Origin of the sequence: Micromonospora sp. WMMA1949, from assembly GCF_027460145.1 — a bacterium.
Classification (GTDB): domain Bacteria; phylum Actinomycetota; class Actinomycetes; order Mycobacteriales; family Micromonosporaceae; genus Micromonospora.
Genome location: NZ_JAPZBG010000001.1, coordinates 3,156,616 through 3,179,133 on the forward strand (window position 1 = coordinate 3,156,616; position 22,518 = coordinate 3,179,133).

A 22,518-nucleotide genomic window follows, 5' to 3' on the forward strand; every position below is an offset into this window, starting at 1 on the left:
AGTCGCGAACGAAGGTGGCGCTGTGAATAGTGAGAATCCGCTTCAGCCGCCGTGGTTGAACGCGCCGCCGGTCGAGGAGTACCCGTACGAGGAGAGCCACGACCTGCGCGTCGGCCCGAAGCTGCACCCGAGCCTGGACGGCCTGCTGCCGTACATCGGGGTGTGGCGTGGCCGGGGCCGGGGTGGGTTCCCGACGATCGAGGACTTCGACTACGCGCAGGAGATCCGGATCAGCCACGACGGCCGGCCGTTCCTGTTCTACGAGTCGCGGGCGTGGATCCTGGACGAGCAGAGCCGCCCGGTGCGTCCCGCCGGCCGCGAGGTGGGCTGGTGGCGTCCGGTGCTCGACGGTGAGCGGGTGACCGACGAGCTGGAGGCGCTGATGACCACGCCGACCGGCGTGATGGAGCTGCACATCGGCAAGCGCAAGGGCACGCAGATCGAGTTCGCCACCGACGCCGTCGTGCGTACCGCCACGGCGAAGGAGGTCACCGCCGGTGCCCGTCTGTTCGGCATCGTCGAGGGCGCCCTGCTGTACGCCCAGGAGATGGCCGCGGTGGGCCAGCCCCTGAGCCCGCACCTCTCCGCCCGCCTAACCCGGGTGGCCGGCTGACGCCCCGCCCCCTGTTCTCGTCGATCATGAAGTTGGCGGCGACAAATCGGTCACCCGACGCCGCCAACCTCATGGTCAACGGGGTGGGGGCGGGGGTGGGGGGAAGTTCAGGAGGGCCTGGATGCGGGGGGTCAGGGGGGAACTCGGACGGGGGGTTCCGTTCAGGGCTGTGACCTCGGCTACGCCGCGGAGGGAGCTGGTCAGCCAGATCGCCTCGGCGTCGTGCAGGTCCGCCACGGTGGGCAGGTGTTCGGCGGGGGTCAGGCCCAGCTCCGCCGCCCGTTCCAGCAGGTGGTTCGCGGTCACGCCGGGCAGGATTCCGGTCTGTGCCGCCGGGACCGTGGCGAGGGTGCCGTCGCGCAGCCACACCACGTTGGCGGTGGGCCCCTCCAGCACGTAGCCGTCCGTCGAGACCCAGAGCACGTCGTCCACGCCGGTCCGCTGCGCCCACCGCCGGGCGGCGGTGCTCAGCGCGTACGAGGTGGACTTCACACCGCTGGGCAGCCACCCCAGCTCGGGGCGGGACCGGGCGGCCACCCCGAGCGGCAGCGTGGCCACGGTCACCCCGTCGCGCCGGGCCAGCCGGGCGGACGCGGGCACCTCGCCGAGCGTCGCGTACACCGTGGGCGGCCCACCGCCCTCCGGCCCTCGCGTGCAGACCAGCCGCAGCGCGCCCTCGGTCCGGGCGGGCCAGCCGGCGCAGACCGTGTCCAGCAGCTCGACGAGCGCGGCGTCCGGCGGCAGCGGCAGGTCGATCGCCGCCGCACCGGCCCGCAACCGGGTCAGGTGGGCCTCGCGCAGCCAGGGACGGCCGTCACGCAGGTGCAGGGTCTCGAACAGGCCGTCGCCGTGCAGGACGCCCCGGTCGTCGCCGCGCAGCACCGGCTCACCCGCCGGTACGAGCCCTCGGCCGAGTACCGCCACCCGTGTCGTACCCACTGGCGCAGCGTAGTGGCGTACCCCGGCGGCGGACCGCGTGGTGCGGCGGCCGAACTATGATCGAAGGGTGTCCGAATCCTCCCTCGCGGAAATGCTCCGCTCGCGCGGGCTGCGGCTGACGGCGCAGCGGCAGCTGGTGCTCCAGGCCGTCCTCGACCTGGGGCACGCCACCCCGGAGCAGGTGCACACGGCGGTGCGCGAGGTGGCGGCCGGCGTCAACATCACCACCATCTACCGCACGCTCGAGCTGCTGGAACGGCTCGGCCTGGTGACGCACACGCACCTGTCGCACGGCTCGCCGACCTACCACGCGGCCGGCGAGCACCAGCATGTGCACCTGGTGTGCCGGGAGTGCGGGGCGATCGACGAGATCTCACCCGAGATGCTCCGCCCGCTCGCCGACCAGCTGGCCGAACAGCGGGGGTTCACAGTCGACATCGGGCATGTCGCGCTCTTCGGGGTCTGCGGCCGCTGCGCACAGAACGGGGAACGCACATGATCGACATCGCGGGCGCGGTGACCACCGACGCCATCGACGAGCAGACCCGGGACCAGCCGGAACCGGCCCACCGGGCGGCGGGCGTCGGCCCGGTGGCCGCCCACTACGGCGACCCGATGCGCGAGCAACGGCTCCTGGCCACCGGCGTGGGCCTGGTGGACCGCTCGCACCGGGGCGTGATCGCGGTACCCGGCGAGGAGCGGATCAGCTGGCTGCACACCCTCACCAGCCAGCACCTGGCCGCGCTGGCGCCGTGGCAGGGCACCGAGCTGCTGGTGCTCTCCCCGCACGGGCACGTCGAGCAGCACGCGATGGTCGCCGACGACGGCGAGACCACCTGGCTGGACACCGAGCCGGGAATGACCGAGGGCCTGCTGTCGTACCTGGAGAAGATGCGGTTCTTCAGCAAGGTCGACCCGCGCGACGCCACCGCCGACCACGCGCTGCTGTCGCTGGTCGGGCCGGAGACGCCCGGCGCGCTCGACACGCTCGGCGTCACCGGGCTGGCCGCCCCCGACGTGGCAGCGGTGCCGGGTCCGAAGTTCCGTTCCGGTGAGCTGCCCGCGCGGCCCTCGGTGGTGTACGACGTCAAGCCGCTGCCGGCCGGCGGATGGGCGCGGCGGGTGGCGCTCGGCGTCGACCTGCTGGTGCCCCGCGCGGCCATGGACGGGGTGGTGGCGGAGCTGCGGGGCGCCGGAGTGCCGGTGGCGGGGCTGTGGGCGTACGAGGCGATCCGGGTGGCTGCCAAGCGGGCCCGGGCCGGGGTGGACACCGACCACCGGACGATCCCGGCCGAGGTGGACCTGATCGCCCCGGCCGTGCACCTGGACAAGGGTTGCTACCGGGGGCAGGAGACGGTGGCCCGGGTGCACAACCTGGGCAAACCCCCTCGCCGGCTGGTCCTGCTGCACCTCGACGGCGTGGCGAGCGACCAGCCGCCGGTGGCCGGTACGCCGGTGACGCTCGACGGGCGGACCGTCGGCTTCGTGGGCACCGCCGTGCAGCACTTCGAGCTGGGTCAGGTGGCGCTGGCCGTGCTGAAGCGCAACACGCCCGACGACGCGCGTCTGCTGGTGGGTGAGAGCGCCGCCGCCATTGACGTGTAAGGAAGGGGCCCCTATTAACGCCTCCGGTAGAGGAAGGGCCCCTTCTTAACGCCGCTCGCACCGGAAATCCTCCGGTCGACCCGGCGTCGGGCGCCGGTCTAGGATCCGGGCATGACGACAGGGACGTTGATCACGGTTGCCCCCACCGGCGCGGAGTCGGCGAAGGCGGAGGTGCCGGCGCTGCCGGTGACGCTCGACGAGCTGCTGCTGACCGCCAAGGAGTGCGAGGCGCTCGGCGCCGCCGTGATCCACGTCCACATCCGCGACGACGACGCGCGGCCCACGCTCGACCAGGGGCGGCTGCGCGACACGGTGGCGGCGCTGCGGGAGGGCACCGACCTGATCGTGCAGCTCTCCTCCGGCGGCGCGGTGACCGACCCGGAGTCGGCCCGGCTGGCGGTGCTCGACGCCGCGCCCGACATGGCCTCCTGCACCATGGGCACCGTCAACTTCGGCGACGACGTGTTCCTCAACCGGTGGGAGTTCATCGTCGACCTGCACACCCGGATGCAGGAGCGGGGCGTCGTCCCCGAGTACGAGATCTTCGACCTGGGTCACCTCACCGCGTTGCAGCGGCTGCTCGGCAAGTACGGCCTGCCGCACGGCGGGCACGTGCACGTCGACTTCGTGATGGGCGTACCGGGTGGCATGCCCGGCACCACGGCGACCCTGGTCGCCGCCCAGCAGATGCTGCGTGACCTGCCCGAGGGCACCACGTTCTCGGCCACCGGAATCGGGCGCAGCACCATCCCGGTGATGCTGGCCTCGCTGTCGACCGGCGGTCACCTGCGTGTCGGCATGGAGGACACGGTCACGTACGCCAAGGGACGCCCGGTGGAGTCCAACATGCAGCTCGTCGCGCGGGCGGTGGGCTTCGCCCAGCTCGCCCAGCGCCCCCCGCTGACCACCGCCGAGGCCCGTACGCTGCTCGGCGTCCCGGCTACCGCCCGGTAAGCGGCGCACCCGGCTCCGACCCCGTACCGGCCCGGTCGACGTCGCAGGTCACCCCGCCGCCGACCGGGCCCGTCCCCTCGGTACCGTCCATACCGTGGGAAAAACGTACGAGGGCGGCGTGCCGCTCGCCGAGGTGGTCCGGTCCGGCTTCGTGGAGGGCGTCCACCGGGGTTCCGTGGTGGTGCTCGACGCCGCCGGTGAGCCGGTCGCCGGGGCCGGCGACGTCACCTCGCCGATCTTCCCCCGCTCGTCGAACAAGCCGATGCAGGCGGTCGGGATGCTCCGGGCCGGGTTGCCGCTGACCGACCCGGCCGACATCGCGCTGGTCGCGGCGAGCCACGCGGGCGAGGAGTTCCACGTCGAACGGGTCACGGCGCTGCTGCGGGACGCCGGCCTGACCGAGGAGGCGTTGCACTGCCCGCCGGACCTGCCGTTCGGTGAGGCCGCCCGGGAGGCGGTGCTGCGGGCCGGCGGCGGTCCGGCACGGGTGCTGATGAACTGCTCCGGCAAGCACGCCGGCATGGTGCGTACCTGCCTGGCCGCGGGCTGGCCGTTGGACGGCTACTGGCGGCCCGAGCACCCGCTCCAGGAGTGCCTCACCGCCACGATCGAGGAGATCACCGGTGAGCGGGCGGCGGCGGTCGGGGTGGACGGCTGCGGCGCGCCGGTGCTGGCCGTCTCGCTGACCGGGTTGGCGCGGGCGTTCCTGCGGCTGGTCGACGCCGAGCCCGGCACCGTCGAGCGGACCGTGGCGGACGCGATGCGCACGTACCCGGAGTTGGTCGGCGGCACCCAGGCGGAGGACACCCGGCTGATGCGGGGCGTACCCGGTCTGCTCGCCAAGATCGGCGCGGAGGGTGTGATCGCGGCGGCGATCCCGGAGGTCGGCGCCGTCGCCCTGAAGATCGACGACGGCGCGGCCAGGGCTCGCATGCCGGTGCTGGCGTCGGCCCTGACCCGCCTGGACGTGCGCGCCCCCATCCTCACCGAGTACGCCGAGCCACCCCTGCTGGGCGGCGGCCTTCCGGTAGGCGCCATCCGCCCGCTCTGGTGACCCCGGCCCCGCCCGCCGGCCCCGCCTGCCTAGCCTCGCCGATCTTGCACATTCGGCCCTCGGCCTGCCGGTGATGCCCGGTTTGCCGGGGCAGCAAGTGCAAGATCGCGCGAGCCGAGCCGAGCCCGAGGCGAGGCCGGCGGGCGGGCGGGGGATCAGGGGAGGAAGGACTGGAGGGCGGCGTTCGTCTCGGTGGGGCGCTCCAGGGGGAGCAGGTGGGCCGCGTTCGGCACGTCGGGCATGCGTACGCCCTGGGGGGCCTCGTCGGCGATGCGGTCGGCCAGGCGGCGGATGTCGGCCAGGTCGTCGGCGCCGGTGCCGACCAGCACCGGTACGCGCAACTCGCCCAGCCGGTCGATCGCCGGTGGGTCCAGCTCGCCCACCTCGATCGCGCTCAGCGCCTGCTCGGCGGCGAGCGCGCGGCGGTCCATCTCCTCGGCGAACCGGATCAGCTCCGGGTCGACGTCCTCCGGGCGGCGGGTCGGGCCGACCACCCAGAACCGCACCTCGCCGGCGGCGGTGGCGGCGAAGTCCTCCGGGTCCACGTCGCCGACCAGTTCCTCCCAGAGCTGCTCGGTCTCCTCGGACCACTCGTTGCCGGAGACCGGGGCGCCGAACAGCGCCAGCGCCGAGACCCGCTCCGGGCGGGCCAGTGCGGTGTCCACCGAGACCCGGCCCCCGAACGAGCAGCCGACGAGCGCGGCCCGCTCGATGCCCAGCGCGTCGAGCAGCCCGATCACGTCGTCGTGGTGGGCGAACGGCGTGGGCGGCAGCTCCGACTCGCCGTAGCCGCGCAGGTCCAGCGCGATCACCCGGTGCCGCTGGGCGAGTGCCGGGACCTGCCCGCGCCACATCCGCCGGTCGGCGATGCCGGCGTGCAGCAGCACCACGGCGGTACCGGTGCCGCTCTCGTCGTACGCGAGCTGGGCGCCGTTGATATCGATCTTGGTCACGGGAGGGAACGGTACGGACCGGACATGCCCCTCCGCAACCCGTCTTCGGTGACCCCGCTAACTCTGGCTAGCGTTTTGCTTGCAGGAGTTAGCGGCCCGAGCTAGCGTTGAGTCATGGCCACCAGCAAGGACCTTCCCGATGTCGGCGGGTTCATTCGCGACCTGCGGCGCAACGCGAAGATCTCGCTGCGTCAGCTCGCCGAGCAGGCGGGCGTCAGCAATCCCTACCTGAGCCAGATCGAGCGCGGGCTGCGCAAGCCGAGTGCCGAGGTGCTCCAGCAGCTCGCCAGCGCGCTTCGGGTCTCCACCCCGGCGATGTACCTGCGTGCCGGGCTGCTGGACGACAAGGAGGGCCAGGGCGTGCTCGCGGCGATCGCCGTCGACCCCGAACTGACCATGGCCCAGAAGCAGTCGCTCACCCAGATCTACGAGACGTTCCGGCGCGAGAACGCCCGCCTGGCCGAGGCGACCGAGGCGGCCACGACGGCGGACGCGGCCACCACGACCGAGACGGCCACCGCGCCGGAGGCCCCGGCGACCGTGGCGGCTGCCGCGACCGGTCCGGTCACGCCGGAGGGCACCCCGACCGAGGCGGTCCTCGAATCGGTAGCCGTCACCGAAGCGGGTGCCGCGCCCGCGCCGACCACCGCCGCCCCTGAGCACACGACCGCCCGCCGGGCGGCCCGGAAGGCCGCCGGTGCGGCCGAGGAGGAACAGTCATGACCACCCAGCCGAAGACCAACCGCATCCCCGCACCCCTCTACGCCGCCGCCGGCGCCGGTGAGCTGGCCCTGGAGCAGCTGCGCAAGCTGCCCACCGTGGTCAGCGGCCTCGGCACCCGGGTCGTGACCGACCTCGGCGGCAAGGCCGTCGTCACCGGCTTCGAGCTGCGCCAGAAGGCCACCGAGACGCTGAAGACCGCCAACCAGACCGCCACCGGGCTGCGTGAGCGGGCCGTCGCCACCGACCTCGACCAGCTCCGCGAGGCCGCCAACCTGGAGAAGCTGCGCGAGGCCGCCAACCTGGAGAAGCTGCGCGAGGCCGCCAACCTGGAGAAGCTGCGCGAGGCCGCCAACCTGGACAAGCTGCGCGAGGCCGCCACCCGCAACGCCGCCGTCGTGGTGGCCGGGGCGCACGCCGCGCAGGAGCGCGCGCTGGCCGCGTACGCCGAGCTGGTCGCCCGCGGTGAGCGCGTCGTCGGCGCCGGCGTGCTGGAGGCCGCCGACACGGTGAACGCCGACATCGCGGCCACCGAGGCCACCGGCGTCGACGTGGCCCCGAAGACCGACGAGACCCCGAAGCCCGAGGTGGCCGCGAAGCCGGACACCGCCGCCGCGACGACCGAGGTGCCCAGCCCGGCCGAGGTGGCCGAGGCGGTGGCCGCCAAGCCGGCCGCGGTGAAGCGGACCCGCGCTACCAAGGCGACCGCGACCAAGGTCGCCGGCAAGACGACCGCCGCCAAGGCCGCGAAGCCGGCCACCCCGTCGGCGAAGCTGCCGAAGACCACGAAGCGGACCCGCCCGGCCGCCGAATGATCTGATGCTCCACCGGGACCCCGGACAACGTCCTGTCGGACGTTTCCGGGGTCTCGGCATAAGCTTGCTCCCATGGCCACCGCCGCGCCGATCTTCGCGTTCGCAGTCCAAAGCGTGATCCAGCTGATCCTGCTCGTCTTCGCCCTGGTCGTTCAGGGCGTGGCGCTGGTGCACGCGGTCACCCAGCGCGGCGACGGGTTCGCCGCGATCGGCACGCTGCCCAAGGGTGGCTGGATCGCCATCCTGGCGGTCTGCCTGGCGCTCACCCTGCTCGGCTTCGGCCCGATCAGCCTGTTCGGACTGATCGGCATCGCGGCCGGTCTCATCTACCTGCTCGACGTGCGGCCCGGCCTGCGTGACCTGCACGACGGCCGAGGGTCCTGGTGAGAGGTTTCCGCTGGCCTCCGCCGCCGGACGGCGGTCCCCGCACCTGGGGGCCCGGCCCCGGCGCGCCCCGGACCGGACGGCCCGCGCTGCCCGAGCCGGAGACGGAACTGGTCGCCACCCCGCACGGCGTGAGCCTGGAACGGCTGGTCACCGGCGCCGGTGAGCCGGTGACCGTGTTCGCGCACGGGCTGGGTAGCGGCATCGCCACCACCCGCCCGTTCGGCAGCGGCGTCACCGGGCGGCGCGTCTTCTTCCAGTTCCGCGGGCACGGCCGCTCCGACTCCCCGCCCGGGCCGTGGAGCTACCTGGATCTCGCCCGCGACCTGCGCGCCGTCGCCGACCTGAGCGGCGCCACCCGGGCGTTCGGCGCCAGCCTCGGCGCGGGCGCGCTGTGCCGGCTGCTCGCGGAGAGCCCGGAACGCTTCGAGAAACTCGTCTTCTTCCTGCCCGCCGTGCTGGACACGCCGCGCGGCGAGGCGGCCCGCGCCCGGCTCACCGGCCTGCTCGACGCGGTGGCGGACGGCGACGCCTCGGCGCTGGCCGACGCGGTGTCGCTGGAGTTGCCGCCGTCGGTGCGCAACACCCCGGCCGGCTGGGCGTACCTGCGGCAGCGGCTCGACCAGCTGCTGCGCGACGGGCTCGCGCCGGGGCTGGCCGACCTGCCCGCCCAGGCCCCGCTCGACGACGCCGGGTCACTCGCCGCGGTCACCGCGCCGGCCCTGGTCATCGCCGCCGCCGAGGACGACCTGCATCCGGTCGCCGTCGCCGAACGGCTCGCCGCCGCGCTTCCAAACGCCACCCTGCACGTGTACGACCGCCCCGGCGTGCTCTGGACCGAACGCGCCGACCTGCGGGGGCGCGTCTCGGAGTTCCTGAACGGGTAACGTCGCCCACCATGGGCGTCACACACCACGGCCGTACGCACCGTCTCGACCTCGCCGACCCGACCCTGCGCGAGTGGACCTGCCGGGTGCTGGCGGCCGATCCGGAGCAGGGCATCGTGCTGGACCGGTCCGCGTTCTACCCGGGCGGGGGCGGCCAGCCGCCGGATCACGGGGTGCTGCTGTGGCAGGGCGTACAGACCCGGATCGTCGGCACCCGCAAGGGCGACGACCTGTGGCTGATCCCGGCCGAGGGTGACCCGCTGCCGCCGGTCGGCACCGAGGTGGCCGGCGCGGTGGAGGACGCCCGCCGGACCATGCTGATGCGTACCCACTCCGGGCTGCACGTGCTCTGCGGCGTGGTGTTCCGTGACTTCGGCGCGCTCGTCACCGGCGGCAACATGGAGCCGGGCGAGGCGCGGATGGACTTCAACCTGCCCGAGGTGCCGCCGGACTTCAAGGCGCGCATCGAGGAGCTGGTGAACGCCGAGGTGGCGGCCGACCGGTCGGTGGCGGTGCGGGTGCTGCCGCGCGCCGAGGCGCTCGCGTTGCCGGACATCATCCGTACCCAGTCGAACCTGATCCCGCCGGAGGAGCAGGAGGTGCGGATCGTCGACATCGTCGGGCTGGACGTGCAGGCCGACGGCGGCACGCACGTCGCCTCCACCGCCCAGATCGGCAAGGTCCAGGTGGTCAAGGTGGAGAGCAAGGGGCGGGCCAACCGCCGGGTACGCGTACGCCTGGCGGACTGACCCGTCCGGTCAGCGCGGCAGGTGGGCCGCTCGGACGGCGAGCAGCCAGCGTTCGGCGGTCTCCTCGTCCGGGCGCTCCGGCAGCGGCGAGCGGACCCTGTCGAACTCCGCCTCGGCGGCCGCCACCAGGGCCTGCGCCTCGTCCAGCGCGCCACCGGCGACCCGCTCGCCGAACGCGCGGAACCACTCCGGGTCGGCGAGGCGGATCTCCAGCACGCCCGTCGCGTACAGCACCCGGCCCTGGTGCAGCAGCCGGGCCAGGTGCCGGGCGTGCTTCGCCGAGCGCCGCCGCCCACCGGCGTCGGCGGGCCGGCCCGCGAGCTTGCGGAACTGCTGCGAGGCGTACCCGAGGTAGGCGTCGCGGACCCGGGGCGCGCTGAGGAACGCCGACCGGATCGCGATCAGCTCCTCGCCGAACTCGGTGCGTGTCTCGTAGCAGTCGTCGGGCAGCCACATCAGCTCGGTGGCGGTCGGGTTGCCGCTCAGCGCCAGCAGCGCGTACTTGCGGGCCTCGTGCAGCGTGACGTCCGGGTCGGTGGTCACCACCGACTCGCGTGGCGGGCGCAGGCCGTGGAGCGCGACTGTGGGCGCGGCGAACACGCCGAGCCGGTCGGTGTCCGAGCCGGGTCCGGCCAGCCCGTACGCGACTGAGCCGACGATCCCGGACAGCAGCAGGTGCATACCGGTGATGATCGCCCATCCGGTTCGTTCGGGAAACCGGACTTCCGTTGTCAGGTATCGCTGACACGGTGGTCCCATGAACTCACCACTGACCGGAACTGTCGCGCTCGTCGCGGGCGCGACCCGGGGCGCCGGCCGGCAGATCGCCGTGCAGCTCGGCGCCGCCGGGGCCACCGTCTACGCCACCGGCCGCACCACCCGCGAGCGCCGCTCCGAGATGGACCGGCCGGAGACCATCGAGGAGACCGCCGAGCTGGTCACCGCCGCCGGGGGCACCGGCATCGCCGTCGCTGTCGACCACCTCGACCCCGAACAGGTACGCGCCCTGGTCGAGCGGATCGACGCCGAGCAGGGCCGCCTCGACGTGCTTGTCAACGACGTCTGGGGCGCGGACCCGCTGATCACCTGGGAGAAGCCGGTCTGGGAGCAGCCGCTCGACGCCGGTTTCCGCACGCTGCGGCTGGCTGTCGACACGCACATCATCACCAGCCACTTCGCGCTGCCGCTGCTGATCCGCAACCCGGGCGGCCTGGTCGTCGAGGTCGGCGACGGCACCAAGGAGCACAACGACACCGAGTACCGCCTGTCGGTCTTCTACGACCTGGCGAAGGTGTCGGTGAACCGGCTCGGCTTCAGCCAGGCGCACGAGCTGGCCCCGCACGGCTGCACCGCCGTCGCGCTCACGCCGGGCTGGCTGCGTTCGGAGGCGATGCTCGAACACTACGGCGTCACCGAGGCCACCTGGCGCGACGGCGCGGCTACCGAACCGCACTTCGTCATGTCGGAGACGCCGGCGTTCGTCGGGCGCGCGGTCGCGGCCCTGGCCGCCGACCCGGACCGGGCCCGCTGGAACGGCAAGTCGCTGGACAGCGGCGGCCTGGCCCAGGTGTACGGCTTCACCGACGTCGACGGCAGCCGCCCGCACTGGGCCCGCTACTACGAGGAGGTGGTCAAGCCGGGCAAGCCGGCCGACCCGGACGGCTACCGCTGACCGTCTGACGGCGGATCGGTGTAGAGCGCCGCCGCGCGGCGGGCCGCCTCGGCGAAGCGGGCCCGCAGCCGCGGCGGCGCCAGCACCTCCGCCTCCGGGCCGAGCGCCAGCAACTGGGTGTACGCCACGTCGATCGACTCGACCGGCAGCCGCAGCACCAGCCGGCCCTGCTCGTCCGGCGGCCCGGCCGCGTTCACCGCCTCGGTGTAGACGAACGGCGCGTCCACCAGGTGCCGCAGCGCCCGCAGCCCGGCCGGGCCGAGCCGCACGGTGACCCGCTCCCGCAGCAGCTCGCGCAGGAACGCGCCGGCCTGCTCCCGCCAGTACGCCCCGAGGTCGAAGTCCCCGTCCCGCTCGAAGCCGTCGGCGCTCACGTCGACCGCCACCACCCGGTCCACCCGGTACGTCCGCCAGCCGTCGCCGACCCGGCCGACCAGGTACCAGACCCCGTTCTTCAGCACCAGCCCGTACGGCGCCAGCACGCGGGTCACCTCCCGGTCCCCGCGCCGGTAGCGCAGCTCCACCATCCGGTCCCGCCAGACCGCCCGGGCCAGCTCGGCGAGCGTCGGCGGCGCCGGGGTCTCCCGGAACCAGCCGGGCACGTCCAGGTGGAACCGCTGCCCGGTACGCGCGGGCGCGTCCCGCAGGCTCGGCGGCAACGCGGCCAGCACCTTCAGTTCGGCGGCGGCCACCGCGTCCGCCAGTCCCATGTCCCCGGCCGGTCCGGGCAGCCCGGCCAGGAACAGCGCCTCGGCCTCGTCCCGGCTCAACCCGGTCAGCCGGGTCCGGTAGCCGCCCAGCAGCCGGTAGCCGCCCGCCCGGCCCCGGTCCGCGTACACCGGGACACCGGCGGCGGAGAGCGCCAGCACGTCCCGGTAGACGGTCCGCTCGGACACCTCCAGCTCGCGGGCCAGCTCGGCGGCGGTCATCGTCTCCCGCGACTGGAGCAGCAGCACAAGCGAGATCAGCCGGGACGCACGCACCGGCCCATTGTGGTGCACCGGCCCACTAGGCTGTGCCGTCGTGAACGCCTCCCGTACGATCGCGCCGGTCACCGGCGCGGCCACCCGCTTCCTCGGCGGCGCCGGGCTGCTGCTGCGCGGCTTCGGCATGTACGTCCGCAGCCCGAAGCTGATGCTGCTCGGCGTGATCCCGGCGCTGATCACCGGAGCGCTCTACGTGGCCCTGTTCGCCACGCTGCTCTACTTCGTGGACGACCTGGCGGGCTGGCTCACCCCGTTCGCCGACGACTGGTCGTCGACCTGGCGCGGGCTGCTGCGGGTCGCCGCCGGCCTGGCGGTGGTCGGGGTCGCCGGGCTGGTCGGGGTGCTCACGTTCACCGCCGTCACGCTCGTCATCGGCGACCCGTTCTACGAGGCGATCTCCGAGCGGGTCGAGGACCGGCTCGGCGGCACCCCCGGTGCGGTGGACGTGCCGTTCTGGTCCTCGCTGCGGCGCAGCGTCGCCGACTCGCTGCGCCTGGTGGCGCTGTCCGCGCTGATCGGCGTACCCCTGTTCGCCGCCGGTTTCATCCCGGTGGTGGGACAGACGGTGGTCCCGGTGGTCGGTGCCCTGGTGGGCGGCTGGTTCCTGGCACTGGAACTGGTCGGCGCGCCGTTCTACCGGCGCGGGATGCGGCTGCCGGACCGGCGGGCGCGGCTGCGGGCCGACCGGCCCACGGCGCTCGGCTTCGGGGTGGCGGTCTTCCTGTGCTTCCTGATCCCGCTCGGCGCGGTGCTGGTCATGCCGGCCGCCGTCGCCGGGGCCGCGCTGCTGGCCCGCCGCTCGCTGGGCCAGCCCGTCGAGGAGAGCTGAGATGGACACCGTCCTGATCGAGGGGGACATCACCGCGCAGCAGGTCGACGCGATAGTCAACGCCGCCAACTCGTCGCTGCTGGGCGGCGGGGGCGTGGACGGCGCGATCCACCTGCGCGGCGGCCCGGCGATCCTGGAGGAGTGCGAGGCGTTGCGCGCCTCCCGCTACCCGCGCGGGCTGCCCACCGGCCAGGCGGTCGCCACCACCGCCGGCAACCTGCCGGCCCGCTGGGTGGTGCACACCGTCGGGCCAGTCTTCTCGCCGCGCGAGGACCGCTCGGCGCTGCTGCGCGACTGCTACGCCAACAGCCTGCGCGTCGCCGACGGGCTGGGCGCGACCCGGGTGGCGTTCCCGCTGATCTCCGCCGGGATCTACGGCTGGCCGGTCGACGACGCGGTGGCGCAGGCGCTCACCGTGCTGCACGCGGCCACCCCGGAGCACGTCACCGAGGCGCGGCTGGTGCTGTTCGGCGCCGACACGTACGCGACGGCGGTGCGGGTGGCCGCCGGGCTCACGTGAGTTTGCGCCGGCACGACCACTGGCTGTCCACCGGCCGGTAGCCGAGCCGCTCGTTCACGGCCAGCATCGGCGCGTTCGCCTCGTCGTTCGAGGTGTACGCGGTCCGTACCCCGCGCGCGGCGGCGGCGTGCAGCGCGGCCTGCTTGGTGAGCCGGGCCAAGCCCCGGCCCCGGTACGCGGGCAACGTGCCGGTGAAGTCCGACCACATCCGGTCGCCGTCCCGCTTCACCAGGCTCAGCGCGACGAGTTCCCCGTCCACCTCGGCGAGCGTGCTCGCCTCCCGGTCCAGCCCCGGGTTGTCCCAGCACTCGTGCCGCCACAGGTCGAAGCCGAGCGCATCAGTCGGCACGTCCCCCGGCTCGTCCCGGGACGACTCGGCGTCGACCCGGTGGACCATGCGCGGGTCGAGCCCGGCGGCGGACACCAGCCGTACGCCCGGCGGCGGCTGCGGCATCGGCGGGGCGGTGGTCAGGTCCAGCGCCGAGTAGCGCAGTTCCCGGCTGGCGGTGAAGCCGTGCCGCTGCGCGAACGGCAGCGACTCGGTACGCGCGTGGGTGAGCACCCGGGTGGTCCCGAGCGTCCGCAGGTGGCCGAGCGCGGTGTCGAACAGCGCGGTGCCGGCGCCTTGGCGGCGGTGCTCCGGATGCACGTGCAGCAGGGCGATCTCGCCCACGCCCGGTGTCGAGGTCTGTGTGTTGCGGTACGCCGACACCCAGCCGACGATCTGCCCGCCCGCCTCGGCGACCCAGCCGGCCCAGCCCTCACCGGGCGGCGGCTCGGCGATCATGCGGCGGGTCGACTCGACGCCGCGCACCAGGTAGGGGTAGACGAGCGCGCGCAACGCCACCACGGCGGGCGCGTCGTCGGGACGGGCGGGACGGATCTCGGCTGCACTCATCGGGCGGACCCTAGACCCGCCGCCACCCGCCCCGCGACCGGTTAACGCGGAGCGGGCTGTTAATAAGGGCCCCTCCTCTACCTGAGGCGTTAAGAGGGGCCCTTCCTTACGCGGACTCGCGCAGCACCAGCTCCGTGGGGAGCATCAGCGCCTGCTCGACCGTCTCGCCCGCCGCGATGCGCAGCAACTGCCGGGTCATCGACCGGCCCAGCTCCACTATCGGCTGCCGCACTGTGGTCAGCGGCGGCTCGGTGTAGGCGGCCGTCTCGATGTCGTCGAACCCGATCACCGCCACGTCCTCGGGCACCCGCCGCCCGGCCTCCCGCAGCGTGCGCAGGGCGGCGTGCGCCATCAGGTCGGAGGCGGCGAACACGGCGTCCAGTTCCGGGTCGGCGGCGAGCAGCTCCCGCATCGCGGCGGTGCCGGACTCCCGGGTGAAGTCGCCGTACGCGACCAGCTCCGGCAGCCCGGCCTCGGTGATCGCGCTGCGGTAGCCGATCAGCCGCTCGATCCCGGCCACCATGTCCTGCGGCCCGGCGATGGTGGCGATCCGCCGCCGCCCGCTCGCGATCAGGTGCTGGACCGCCGTGCTCACGCCGCCTTCGTGGTCGACGTCCACGTACGGCACGTCGGCGCCGTCCAGTGGCCGTCCGCTGCACACCACCGGAATGCCGAGGCGGGCGAGCCGGCCGGGCAGCGGGTCCTCGCCGTGCAGCGAGGCGAACAGCACCCCGTCGACGTGCCGCCCGGTGGTGTACCGCTCGACCCGTTCGTGCCCGGCCGGTGAGCCGGCGAGCATCAGCACGAGCTGCTTGTCCGCCGCCTCCAGTTCCTGCGCGGCGCCCCGGATGATGCCCGGGAACACCTGGTCGTCGGAGAAGACCCGGGTGGCCGCCTCGGGCAGTACCAGCGCCACCGAGTCGGTCCGCTGGGTGACCAGGCTGCGGGCGGCGAGGTTCGGGACGTACCCGAGTTCCTCGACCGCCCGGCGTACCGCCTGCCGGATCGGCTCGGCGACAGTGGTCGAGCCGTTCACCACCCGGGAGACGGTGGCCCGGGACACGCCGGCCAGCCGGGCCACCGCCTCCAGGGTCGGTCGCTGTGCCGTCGTCATCCCCGTAACCACCACCTCGTCACAGCCCGTTCCGGGCGATCACCTCCTGGTACCAGCGGGCACTGCGCTTCGGTGTGCGCCGCTGGGTCAGGTAGTCGACGTGGACGATCCCGAACCGCTTCCGGTAACCCTCGGCCCATTCGAAGTTGTCCAGCACCGACCATACGAGATAACCGCGCAGGTCCACGCCCCGGGCGATGGCCTCGTGCGCCGCGCGCAGGTGCCCGTCGAGATAGGCGACCCGGTCGGCGTCGGCCACCCCGCCCTGCTCGTCGACGTCGGTGTCCGGAAACGCCCCGCCGTTCTCGGTGATGACCAGGGGCAGCCCGGGGTAGTCGGCGGCCACCCGTTCCAGCAGCCGGGTCAGCCCGGCCGGCTCGATCGACCAGCCCATGTCGGTCAGCGGCCCGGCCGGCGGCAGGAACTCGACGGTCCCGGCGGTGCCCGGGTACGCGTCACCACCGGCGCCGCCCGCCCGCCCGGCCACGTAGGTGGGCGCGTAGTAGTTCAGGCCGAGCAGGTCCAGCGGCGCGGCGATCAGCTTCTCGTCCCCGTCCCTGATGAAGTCGGGCGCGACGATTCGGCTGACGTGGGCCAGCACGTCCGCCGGGTAGCCGGCGCCGGTGAGCGGGTCCAGGAAGATCCGGTTGTGCAGGCCGTCGACGACCCGGACCGCCTCGGCGTCAGCGGCGCTGTCCGCGTCCGCCGGCTGGACGTCGGCCAGGTTGAGCGTGATCCCGAGCGTCTCCGCGCCGGCCGCGCGCAGCGCCCGTGCCGCCAGGCCGTGGCCGAGCAGCAGATGGTGTACGGCCCGGAACGCGTCACCGGCGTCCCGCCGCCCCGGCGCGTGCACGCCGGAGCCGTACCCGAGGTAGGCCGAGCACCACGGCTCGTTCAGCGTGGTCCAGGTGCGGACCCGGTCGCCGAGGCGGCCGTGCACGGCCAGCGCGTACTCGGCGAAGTGCTCGGCGGTCTCCCGGACGGTCCAGCCGCCCCGGTCCTCCAGCGCCTGCGGCAGGTCCCAGTGGTAGAGCGTGACGATCGGGTCGAGGCCGGCGGCCAGCAGCGCGTCGGTCAGCCGGTCGTAGAAGTCCAGCCCGCGCGGCTCGACCGGGCCGGTACCGTCCGGCCGCACGCGGGGCCAGGACACCGAGAACCGGTACGCCCGCAGCCCCAGCTCGGCCATCAGCGCGACGTCCTCGGCGTACCGGTGGTAGTGGTCGCAGGCCACGTCGCCGGTGTGGCCGGCGAACACCGCGCCCGGCGTACGGCTGAAGGTGTCCCAGATCGACGGACCGCGACCGTCGTCGCGGGCGGCGCCCTCGATCTGGTACGCGGCGGTGGCCCCGCCCCAGACGAAGCCCTCCGGGAATCGGACGTTGCTCATGCCTTGACCGCACCTTCCATGATGCCGCCGATGATCTGGCGGCCGAAGACGATGAACACCAGCAGCAGCGGCAGCGTGGCGATGGCCGTGCCGGTGAACACCTGCGACATGTCCTGGTAGTACCCGTCGGACAGCGCCCGCAGCGACAGCTGCACCGTCGGGTTCTCCGGGTCGTTCAGCACCGCGTACGGCCACAGGAAGTCGTTCCAGGTGGTCATGAACGTGAGCAGGCCGAGGACGGCGGCGGCCGGGCGCAGCGCGGGCAGCACCACGTTCCAGTAGATCCGTACGGTGTTGCAGCCGTCCATCCGGGCCGCCTCGATCAGCTCGGTGCTCACCGCCTGGCCCGCGTACTGCCGCATCATGAACACGCCGAAGCCGGTCACCAGCGCCGGCACGATCACGGCGGGCAGCCGGTCGTTCCAGTTCAGCTTCGTCATGAGCAGGTAGAGCGGGATCACGCCGAGCTGGGTGGGGACCATCATGGTGGCGACGATGACCAGCAGCAGCGCGTTGCGCCCACGGAAGCGCAGCTTGGCGAACGCGAACCCGGCCAGCGTGGAGAAGAACACCACCGAGATCGTGACCGTGGTGGCCACGATCGCCGAGTTGATCAAGCCGGTCAGGAAGTACGCGTCGGTGTTGTCGAACAGCCGGGCGATGTTGGCGCCGAGGTTGCCGCCGGGGGTGAGCGGCGGCGGCACCTGGCCCATCGTGTCGCTGGTCCGGCTGGCCACCACGAACATCCAGTAGATCGGGAAGATCGACAGGACGGCCGAGAGCGTCAGCGCCAGGTAGGTGAGCCGGCTGGCCGACCAGAGGCGGGTCATCGGGAGACCTCCTTGCGGGAGCCGCCGCCGAGCCGGCGCAGGAGCAGGACGTTTATCGCCGCGACCACGGCGATGAGCGCGAACAGCAGCCAGGCGACGGCGGAGCCGTAGCCGAAGTTGTAGTGCGGCGCGAAGGCGTTCTCGAACATGTACATGGTCACCGTCTGCGACTCGCGCAGCGGCCCGCCGCGGATCGCGTTGGTGCCGGAGTTGAACATCCGGGGCTCGGTGAAGAGCTGGAGGCCGCCGATGGTGGAGATGATGACCGCGAAGATGATCGTCGGCTTGAGCAGCGGCACCGTGATGGACCAGAACTGCCGGGCCCGGCCGGCCCCGTCGATCGCCGCCGACTCGTACAGGTCGCGGGGGATGGCCTGCATGGCGGCCAGGAAGATCAGCGCGTTGTAGCCGGTCCAGCGCCAGTCGACCATGGTGGAGATGGCGACCCAGGCGGCGAAGCGGTTCGCCTTCCAGTCGATCGCGTTGATGCCGACGTGGTCGAGCAGCCAGTTGATCATGCCGAACTCGCGGCCGAACAGCACCGCGAACACGATCGCCACGGCGGCGGTCGAGGTGACGTTCGGGATCAGCACCGCCATCCGCCAGGTCGTCCGGGCGCGGAGCTGCCGGTTGAGCAGGTTGGCCAGCCAGAGCGCGGCGAGCAGCTGGGGCACCGTGGAGATCACGAAGATGCCCAGCGTGTTGACCACCGAGTGCCAGAAGTCCGAGTCGGCGAGCAGCTGGGTGTAGTTGTCGAAACCGATGAAGGGGTGCTCGGCGCCGAGCAGGTCCCAGTCGTGCAGCGAGACCCAGAACGTGTACGCCAGCGGGTACGCCCCGAAGACGCCGAACAGCAGGAAGAACGGGGCGATGAACAGGTACGGCGAGTACTTCGTGTCGAGTCGGCTGAGCCGGTTGCCCAGGCCGGGACGGGTGGGGCGGGGTGCCGGTGCGACCGGCGGGCGGGCGTCGAGCTGGACGGCCATGACCCGGGACTCCTTTCCGCCGTGCGGGCGGCCCCCGTGGCCGGGTGGCCGCCCGCACGCGCTGCTCGGGTTACTTGGCGGCGGCCTTCTCGGCGTTGGCTACCGCGTCGGTCCAGCCCTGCTCCGGTGAGCGCTTGCCCAGCTCCACGCTGCGGACGGCGTTCTCGACCTCGGTGCGTACGGCCTGGTTCTTCGGTCCCATGTAGACCGGCTTCAGGCTCTTGGCGCCCTCGGCGAAGATCTTGCCGACCGGCGCCTCGGAGAAGTAGGCGTTCTTCGAGTCGATGATCGCCGGGTCTTCCAGCGCCTGCGGCGAGGAGGGCAGGGGACCCTTCGCCTTGAACGCGCCGATCTGACCCTTGGCGCTGGTCAGGAACTTGGCCAGCTCGATCGCCTCGGCCTGGTGCTTGCTCTGCTTCGGCACGGCGAGGAACGACCCGCCCCAGTTGCCGCCGTTGCCGGGGATCTGGGCGATGTCCCACTTGCCCTTGGCGCCCGTGCCCGCGTTGCCCTCGATCACGCCGGTCATCCAGGCCGGGCAGGCGATGGTGGCGAACTTCGACTGCTTGAACGCCGACACCCACTCCTCGGACCAGGAGCCGTACTTGCCGGACAGCCCGGAGTCGATGATGTCCATCGTGGTGTCGTACGCCTGCTTCACCGCCGGGTTGCTGCCGACGACCAGGTTGTTGCTGGTGTCGTAGTAGCTGTAGCCGCTGCTGTTGCCGGCGGTCTGGAGCAGGATCGTGTTGAAGGTGTTCGTCGCGGCGTCCAGGAACGACGCGCCCGTCTTCTTCGCGGTGAACTGCTCGCCGACCTTGATGTAGTCCTGCCAGGTGGGCCAGAGCTTGGACACGGCCTCGCGGTCGGTGGGCAGACCGGCCTTGGCGAACAGGTCGGTGCGGTAGCACATCGCCATGCCGCCGACGTCCGTGCCGAGGCCGATGAGCTGCTTGCCGTCGGCGGTGAGCCCCTGGTTCCACTTCCAGTCGAGGAAGTTGCCCTTCAGGTCGGCCGCGCCGTGGTCGAGCAGGTTGACGAAGTTCTGCGGGTTGGCCTTGTACTCGACGAGCAGGCCCTCCTCGATGGCGACCACGTCGCCGGCGCCCTTGCCCGCGGCGAGCCACTGGGTGAGCTTCGGGGAGTACTCGTCGAGGTTGCCGCCGGTGCCCCGCTCGACGATCTTCACGCCGGGGTGGCTGGCCATGTACTCCTGGTAGAGGTCGGCGTAGCCGAACTGGCCGAAGACGTCGACGGTGAGCGTTATCGGCCCGTCGGCGGCGGCATCGTCGCCGCCACCGCAGGCGGTGGTGCCGAGCAGCGCGGTGGCGGCGACCACTGCAACCGCCGCCAAGCGGCGGCGCGTGAAGGTGAGCATGCTGTCCCTGACCTCTCGGGTCGTCGAAACGGGTGGTGGAAGGCGGTTCCGGAACTAAGAGAGCGCTCTCACGACAGCGTGGGGGAGGGCCGTGGACCTTGTCAAGAGAGCGCTCTCAGAGCGGTCCGAAAAAGAGAGGGGCGGTGGCCGCCCCTCTCCGCCAGGTGCCCTGGTCAGCCGACCCGCAGGCCGCCCAGCAACGTACGGTCGCCCGCCACGTCCAACGCGTCGAAGCTGATCCGGCCCATCAGCGCCAGCAGCAGATCGCTCGCCGTGCCGGCCACCTGCGCCCGTGCGCGGTGGTCGTCGTGGTCGAGGATCGTCGCGGTGTCCAGCAGCGCGACGCCCTCACCCCGCAACCGCAGGTACCACTCCTGCGCGGCATCCGTCGCGTTCAGCTGCACCACGCCGTGCCACTGCCCGGGCTGCGTCCGCCGGCCCGCCGGCAGCCAGGTGTCCAGCACCTCGCTCACCCCGTCGGCCGCGAGCTTCGCCTCGATCGGATCACCCGCACCGATCGCGAGCTGGGCGTCCCAGCGGTGCACGGCGGTCTCGTGGGCCAGCCGGCGGGGCCAGAAGGCCGCCTTTTTCGGCTGCGGCGCGAAGTTCCACGCCGGCGACTCCGGGTCCGTCGCCTCCAGCAGCGCGCTGATCCGTTCGTACTCCCGGGTGTACCACTGCGCGGGGGTGAGGTCCGCCGGCGGCTCCGGGTCGTGCCGCTCGGGACGGGTCGGGACGCCGGCGGTCAGCACGGTGCCCGCCCAGACGTACGTGCGGGTCAGGTGATGAGCGAGATCGGTGACCGTCCAGCCGGGACAGGACAGCACGGGTGTCTCGGGCGGCGCCTCCGTAACCGCCGCGGCGAAGGCGGGGCCCTCCGTGCGCAGCGCGCCGATCCAGAAGTCCTTCGTGTGGTGCAGTCTGCTCATCGCCATCCTCCCGGGGGTGACCGGGCCACCAGTGGGTGCTCCGGCTACCCCTCAGCCTAGGGTGAAAGGCGTGTCAGACGTCTACGCCGAACCGGCTACTGCCGGTGACCCGACCGACCCGGCCACCCTGGCGCGCTACACCACGCTCCGGCTCGGCGGACCCGCCGGGCGGCTGGAGACCGCCGAGAACGCCGCCCAGATCGTACTAAAAGTGCAGGAAGCGGAGGCCCGAGAGCAGGCCGTGCTGGTGCTGGCGGGCGGCAGCAACGTCGTGATCGGCGACCAGGGCTTCCCCGGCACCGTCGTGCTCGTCCGCTCCCGGGGGTTCCAGGCCGTTGCCGAGGACGGCGACACCGTCACGGTACGTGTCGAAGCCGGCGAGCCGTGGGACGACCTCGTCGCCGCCACCGTCGAGCGCGGCTGGTCCGGGCTGGAGTGCCTCTCCGGCATCCCCGGGTCGGCCGGCGCGACCCCGATTCAGAACGTCGGCGCGTACGGCCAGGAGGTCGCCGAGACGATCGTGGCCGTCGAGGCGTACGACCGGACCCGCCGCGAGGTGGTGCGGATCGCCGCGGCGGACTGCGGATTCGTCTACCGGGGCAGCATCTTCAAGTACAGCGACCGCTGGGTGGTGCTCACCGTCGACTTCCGGCTCACCCGGTCCCCGCTGTCCGGCCCGGTCCGCTACGCCGAACTGGCCCGGGCGCTCGGCGTCGAGGTGGGCGACCGGGTGCCGCTCGCCGACGCCCGCGCCACGGTGCGCAAACTGCGCGCCGGCAAGGGCATGGTGCTCGACCCGGCCGACCCGGACACCTGGTCGGTGGGCTCGTTCTTCACGAACCCGGTGCTCCCGGGCGAGGTCTTCGAGCAGCTGCGGGAACGCGCCGCCGACCTGGGACAGCCGCCGGGCTGGCCGGGCGCCGACGGCACGGTGAAGGTCAGCGCGGCGTGGCTGATCGACAAGGCCGGGTTCGGCAAGGGGTACGCGGGCCCGGAAGGCGTCGCCATCTCCAGCAAGCACACGCTCGCGCTGACGAACCGCTCCGGCACGGCCAGTACGGCCGCGCTGGTGACGCTGGCCCGCGAGATCCGCGACGGCGTGCAGTCCCGCTTCGGCGTAACCCTGCACCCCGAGCCGGTCCTCATCAACTGCACCATCTGACCCACCCCCGCCCGCCTCACCCGCGATCTTGCACTTCCGGCCCTCGTTCCGGGGCGCGTTAACCCGTTTTGCCGAGGCAGGAAGTGCAAGATCAACGCACCGAGGGCCCGGGGAGGGCGGTGGTTTTGCCGATCTTGGAGTTGTGGCACCTCGC

Annotated in this window: 25 protein-coding genes; 14 read left to right on the top strand and 11 right to left on the bottom strand. The window is 73.0% G+C overall.

Annotated elements, in window-relative coordinates; all coding sequences use genetic code 11:
* Positions 1–22 precede the first annotated feature (22 nt).
* Positions 23–613, top strand: a complete 591-nt coding sequence (locus tag O7607_RS14935; protein ID WP_026268511.1) for an FABP family protein — start codon at positions 23–25, stop codon at positions 611–613.
* Between the two features lie 75 nt (positions 614–688).
* On the opposite strand, the gene O7607_RS14940 is transcribed toward O7607_RS14935, so the two are convergent.
* Positions 689–1,552 (bottom strand): aminotransferase class IV, encoded by an 864-nt coding sequence (locus O7607_RS14940; RefSeq protein WP_269703836.1) that lies wholly within the window; start codon positions 1,550–1,552, stop codon positions 689–691.
* Positions 1,553–1,643: 91 nt separating this feature from the next.
* On the opposite strand from O7607_RS14940, the gene O7607_RS14945 reads away from it, so the two are divergent.
* From O7607_RS14945 to O7607_RS14960, 4 genes are all read left to right on the top strand, one after another.
* A complete protein-coding gene (locus tag O7607_RS14945) occupies positions 1,644–2,051 on the top strand; it encodes a Fur family transcriptional regulator (protein WP_269706987.1) in 408 nt (135 codons plus the stop codon).
* Positions 2,048–3,157, top strand: a complete 1,110-nt coding sequence (gene ygfZ, locus O7607_RS14950) for a CAF17-like 4Fe-4S cluster assembly/insertion protein YgfZ (protein ID WP_269703837.1) — start codon at positions 2,048–2,050, stop codon at positions 3,155–3,157. Before O7607_RS14945 ends, ygfZ begins: the two co-directional genes overlap by 4 nt.
* 111 nt (positions 3,158–3,268) lie before the next feature.
* Complete coding sequence (locus tag O7607_RS14955; RefSeq protein ID WP_269703838.1) at positions 3,269–4,111, top strand: 3-keto-5-aminohexanoate cleavage protein; 843 nt, start codon at positions 3,269–3,271, stop codon at positions 4,109–4,111.
* Between the two features lie 94 nt (positions 4,112–4,205).
* Complete coding sequence (locus O7607_RS14960; protein WP_269703839.1) at positions 4,206–5,165, top strand: asparaginase; 960 nt, start codon at positions 4,206–4,208, stop codon at positions 5,163–5,165.
* Between the two features lie 155 nt (positions 5,166–5,320).
* Here O7607_RS14960 and O7607_RS14965 read toward each other — a convergent pair whose 3' ends face one another.
* Positions 5,321–6,118: an alpha/beta fold hydrolase gene (locus tag O7607_RS14965; RefSeq protein ID WP_269703840.1), complete on the bottom strand. Its 798-nt coding sequence runs from the start codon at positions 6,116–6,118 to the stop codon at positions 5,321–5,323.
* Between the two features lie 114 nt (positions 6,119–6,232).
* On the opposite strand from O7607_RS14965, the gene O7607_RS14970 reads away from it, so the two are divergent.
* From O7607_RS14970 to O7607_RS14990, 5 genes are all read left to right on the top strand, one after another.
* On the top strand, positions 6,233–6,841 hold the full coding sequence (locus O7607_RS14970) for a helix-turn-helix domain-containing protein (protein WP_269703841.1): 609 nt from the start codon (positions 6,233–6,235) through the stop codon (positions 6,839–6,841).
* A complete protein-coding gene (locus tag O7607_RS14975; RefSeq protein WP_269703842.1) occupies positions 6,838–7,653 on the top strand; it encodes a hypothetical protein in 816 nt (271 codons plus the stop codon). Before O7607_RS14970 ends, O7607_RS14975 begins: the two co-directional genes overlap by 4 nt.
* A 72-nt stretch (positions 7,654–7,725) precedes the next feature.
* On the top strand, positions 7,726–8,040 hold the full coding sequence (locus O7607_RS14980; protein ID WP_262013214.1) for a DUF2516 family protein: 315 nt from the start codon (positions 7,726–7,728) through the stop codon (positions 8,038–8,040).
* Positions 8,037–8,924 (top strand): alpha/beta fold hydrolase, encoded by an 888-nt coding sequence (locus O7607_RS14985; protein WP_269703843.1) that lies wholly within the window; start codon positions 8,037–8,039, stop codon positions 8,922–8,924. Before O7607_RS14980 ends, O7607_RS14985 begins: the two co-directional genes overlap by 4 nt.
* An 11-nt stretch (positions 8,925–8,935) precedes the next feature.
* Positions 8,936–9,673: an alanyl-tRNA editing protein gene (locus O7607_RS14990; protein WP_269703844.1), complete on the top strand. Its 738-nt coding sequence runs from the start codon at positions 8,936–8,938 to the stop codon at positions 9,671–9,673.
* Positions 9,674–9,682: 9 nt separating this feature from the next.
* Here the strand turns inward: O7607_RS14990 and O7607_RS14995 are convergent, their stop codons facing one another.
* Positions 9,683–10,354 (bottom strand): nucleotidyltransferase domain-containing protein, encoded by a 672-nt coding sequence (locus O7607_RS14995; RefSeq protein WP_269703845.1) that lies wholly within the window; start codon positions 10,352–10,354, stop codon positions 9,683–9,685.
* A 76-nt stretch (positions 10,355–10,430) separates the two neighbouring features.
* On the opposite strand from O7607_RS14995, the gene O7607_RS15000 reads away from it, so the two are divergent.
* Positions 10,431–11,345, top strand: a complete 915-nt coding sequence (locus tag O7607_RS15000) for an SDR family oxidoreductase (RefSeq protein ID WP_269703846.1) — start codon at positions 10,431–10,433, stop codon at positions 11,343–11,345.
* On the opposite strand, the gene O7607_RS15005 is transcribed toward O7607_RS15000, so the two are convergent.
* A complete protein-coding gene (locus O7607_RS15005; protein ID WP_269703847.1) occupies positions 11,336–12,328 on the bottom strand; it encodes a helix-turn-helix transcriptional regulator in 993 nt (330 codons plus the stop codon). The two genes, O7607_RS15000 and O7607_RS15005, sit on opposite strands and share 10 nt — an antisense overlap.
* A gap of 40 nt (positions 12,329–12,368) precedes the next feature.
* On the opposite strand from O7607_RS15005, the gene O7607_RS15010 reads away from it, so the two are divergent.
* Together O7607_RS15010 and O7607_RS15015 are read left to right on the top strand one after the other, a co-directional pair.
* On the top strand, positions 12,369–13,160 hold the full coding sequence (locus O7607_RS15010; RefSeq protein WP_269703848.1) for an EI24 domain-containing protein: 792 nt from the start codon (positions 12,369–12,371) through the stop codon (positions 13,158–13,160).
* 1 nt (position 13,161) lies between these two features.
* A complete protein-coding gene (locus O7607_RS15015; protein ID WP_269703849.1) occupies positions 13,162–13,680 on the top strand; it encodes an O-acetyl-ADP-ribose deacetylase in 519 nt (172 codons plus the stop codon).
* Here the strand turns inward: O7607_RS15015 and O7607_RS15020 are convergent.
* From O7607_RS15020 to O7607_RS15050, 7 genes are all read right to left on the bottom strand, one after another.
* A complete protein-coding gene (locus O7607_RS15020; RefSeq protein WP_269703850.1) occupies positions 13,673–14,578 on the bottom strand; it encodes a GNAT family N-acetyltransferase in 906 nt (301 codons plus the stop codon). The genes O7607_RS15015 and O7607_RS15020 overlap by 8 nt on opposite strands.
* 106 nt (positions 14,579–14,684) lie before the next feature.
* Positions 14,685–15,692 (bottom strand): LacI family DNA-binding transcriptional regulator, encoded by a 1,008-nt coding sequence (locus tag O7607_RS15025; RefSeq protein WP_269703851.1) that lies wholly within the window; start codon positions 15,690–15,692, stop codon positions 14,685–14,687.
* Between the two features lie 19 nt (positions 15,693–15,711).
* Positions 15,712–17,079: a GH1 family beta-glucosidase gene (locus tag O7607_RS15030; protein ID WP_269703852.1), complete on the bottom strand. Its 1,368-nt coding sequence runs from the start codon at positions 17,077–17,079 to the stop codon at positions 15,712–15,714.
* Positions 17,076–17,909: a carbohydrate ABC transporter permease gene (locus O7607_RS15035; protein ID WP_269703853.1), complete on the bottom strand. Its 834-nt coding sequence runs from the start codon at positions 17,907–17,909 to the stop codon at positions 17,076–17,078. Before O7607_RS15035 ends, O7607_RS15030 begins: the two co-directional genes overlap by 4 nt.
* The gene (locus O7607_RS15040; RefSeq protein ID WP_269703854.1) at positions 17,906–18,895 is read right to left on the bottom strand and encodes a carbohydrate ABC transporter permease; all 990 of its coding nucleotides are present in this window, start codon (positions 18,893–18,895) and stop codon (positions 17,906–17,908) included. The genes O7607_RS15035 and O7607_RS15040 overlap by 4 nt, the downstream gene beginning before the upstream one ends.
* Positions 18,896–18,965: 70 nt before the next feature.
* Positions 18,966–20,273: an ABC transporter substrate-binding protein gene (locus O7607_RS15045; RefSeq protein ID WP_269703855.1), complete on the bottom strand. Its 1,308-nt coding sequence runs from the start codon at positions 20,271–20,273 to the stop codon at positions 18,966–18,968.
* Positions 20,274–20,446: 173 nt separating this feature from the next.
* Complete coding sequence (locus tag O7607_RS15050) at positions 20,447–21,208, bottom strand: maleylpyruvate isomerase family mycothiol-dependent enzyme (protein ID WP_442929486.1); 762 nt, start codon at positions 21,206–21,208, stop codon at positions 20,447–20,449.
* Positions 21,209–21,272: 64 nt separating this feature from the next.
* Between O7607_RS15050 and O7607_RS15055 the strand changes: the two genes are divergently transcribed.
* Complete coding sequence (locus O7607_RS15055) at positions 21,273–22,364, top strand: UDP-N-acetylmuramate dehydrogenase (RefSeq protein WP_269703857.1); 1,092 nt, start codon at positions 21,273–21,275, stop codon at positions 22,362–22,364.
* The last annotated feature ends 154 nt before the right edge of the window (positions 22,365–22,518 follow it).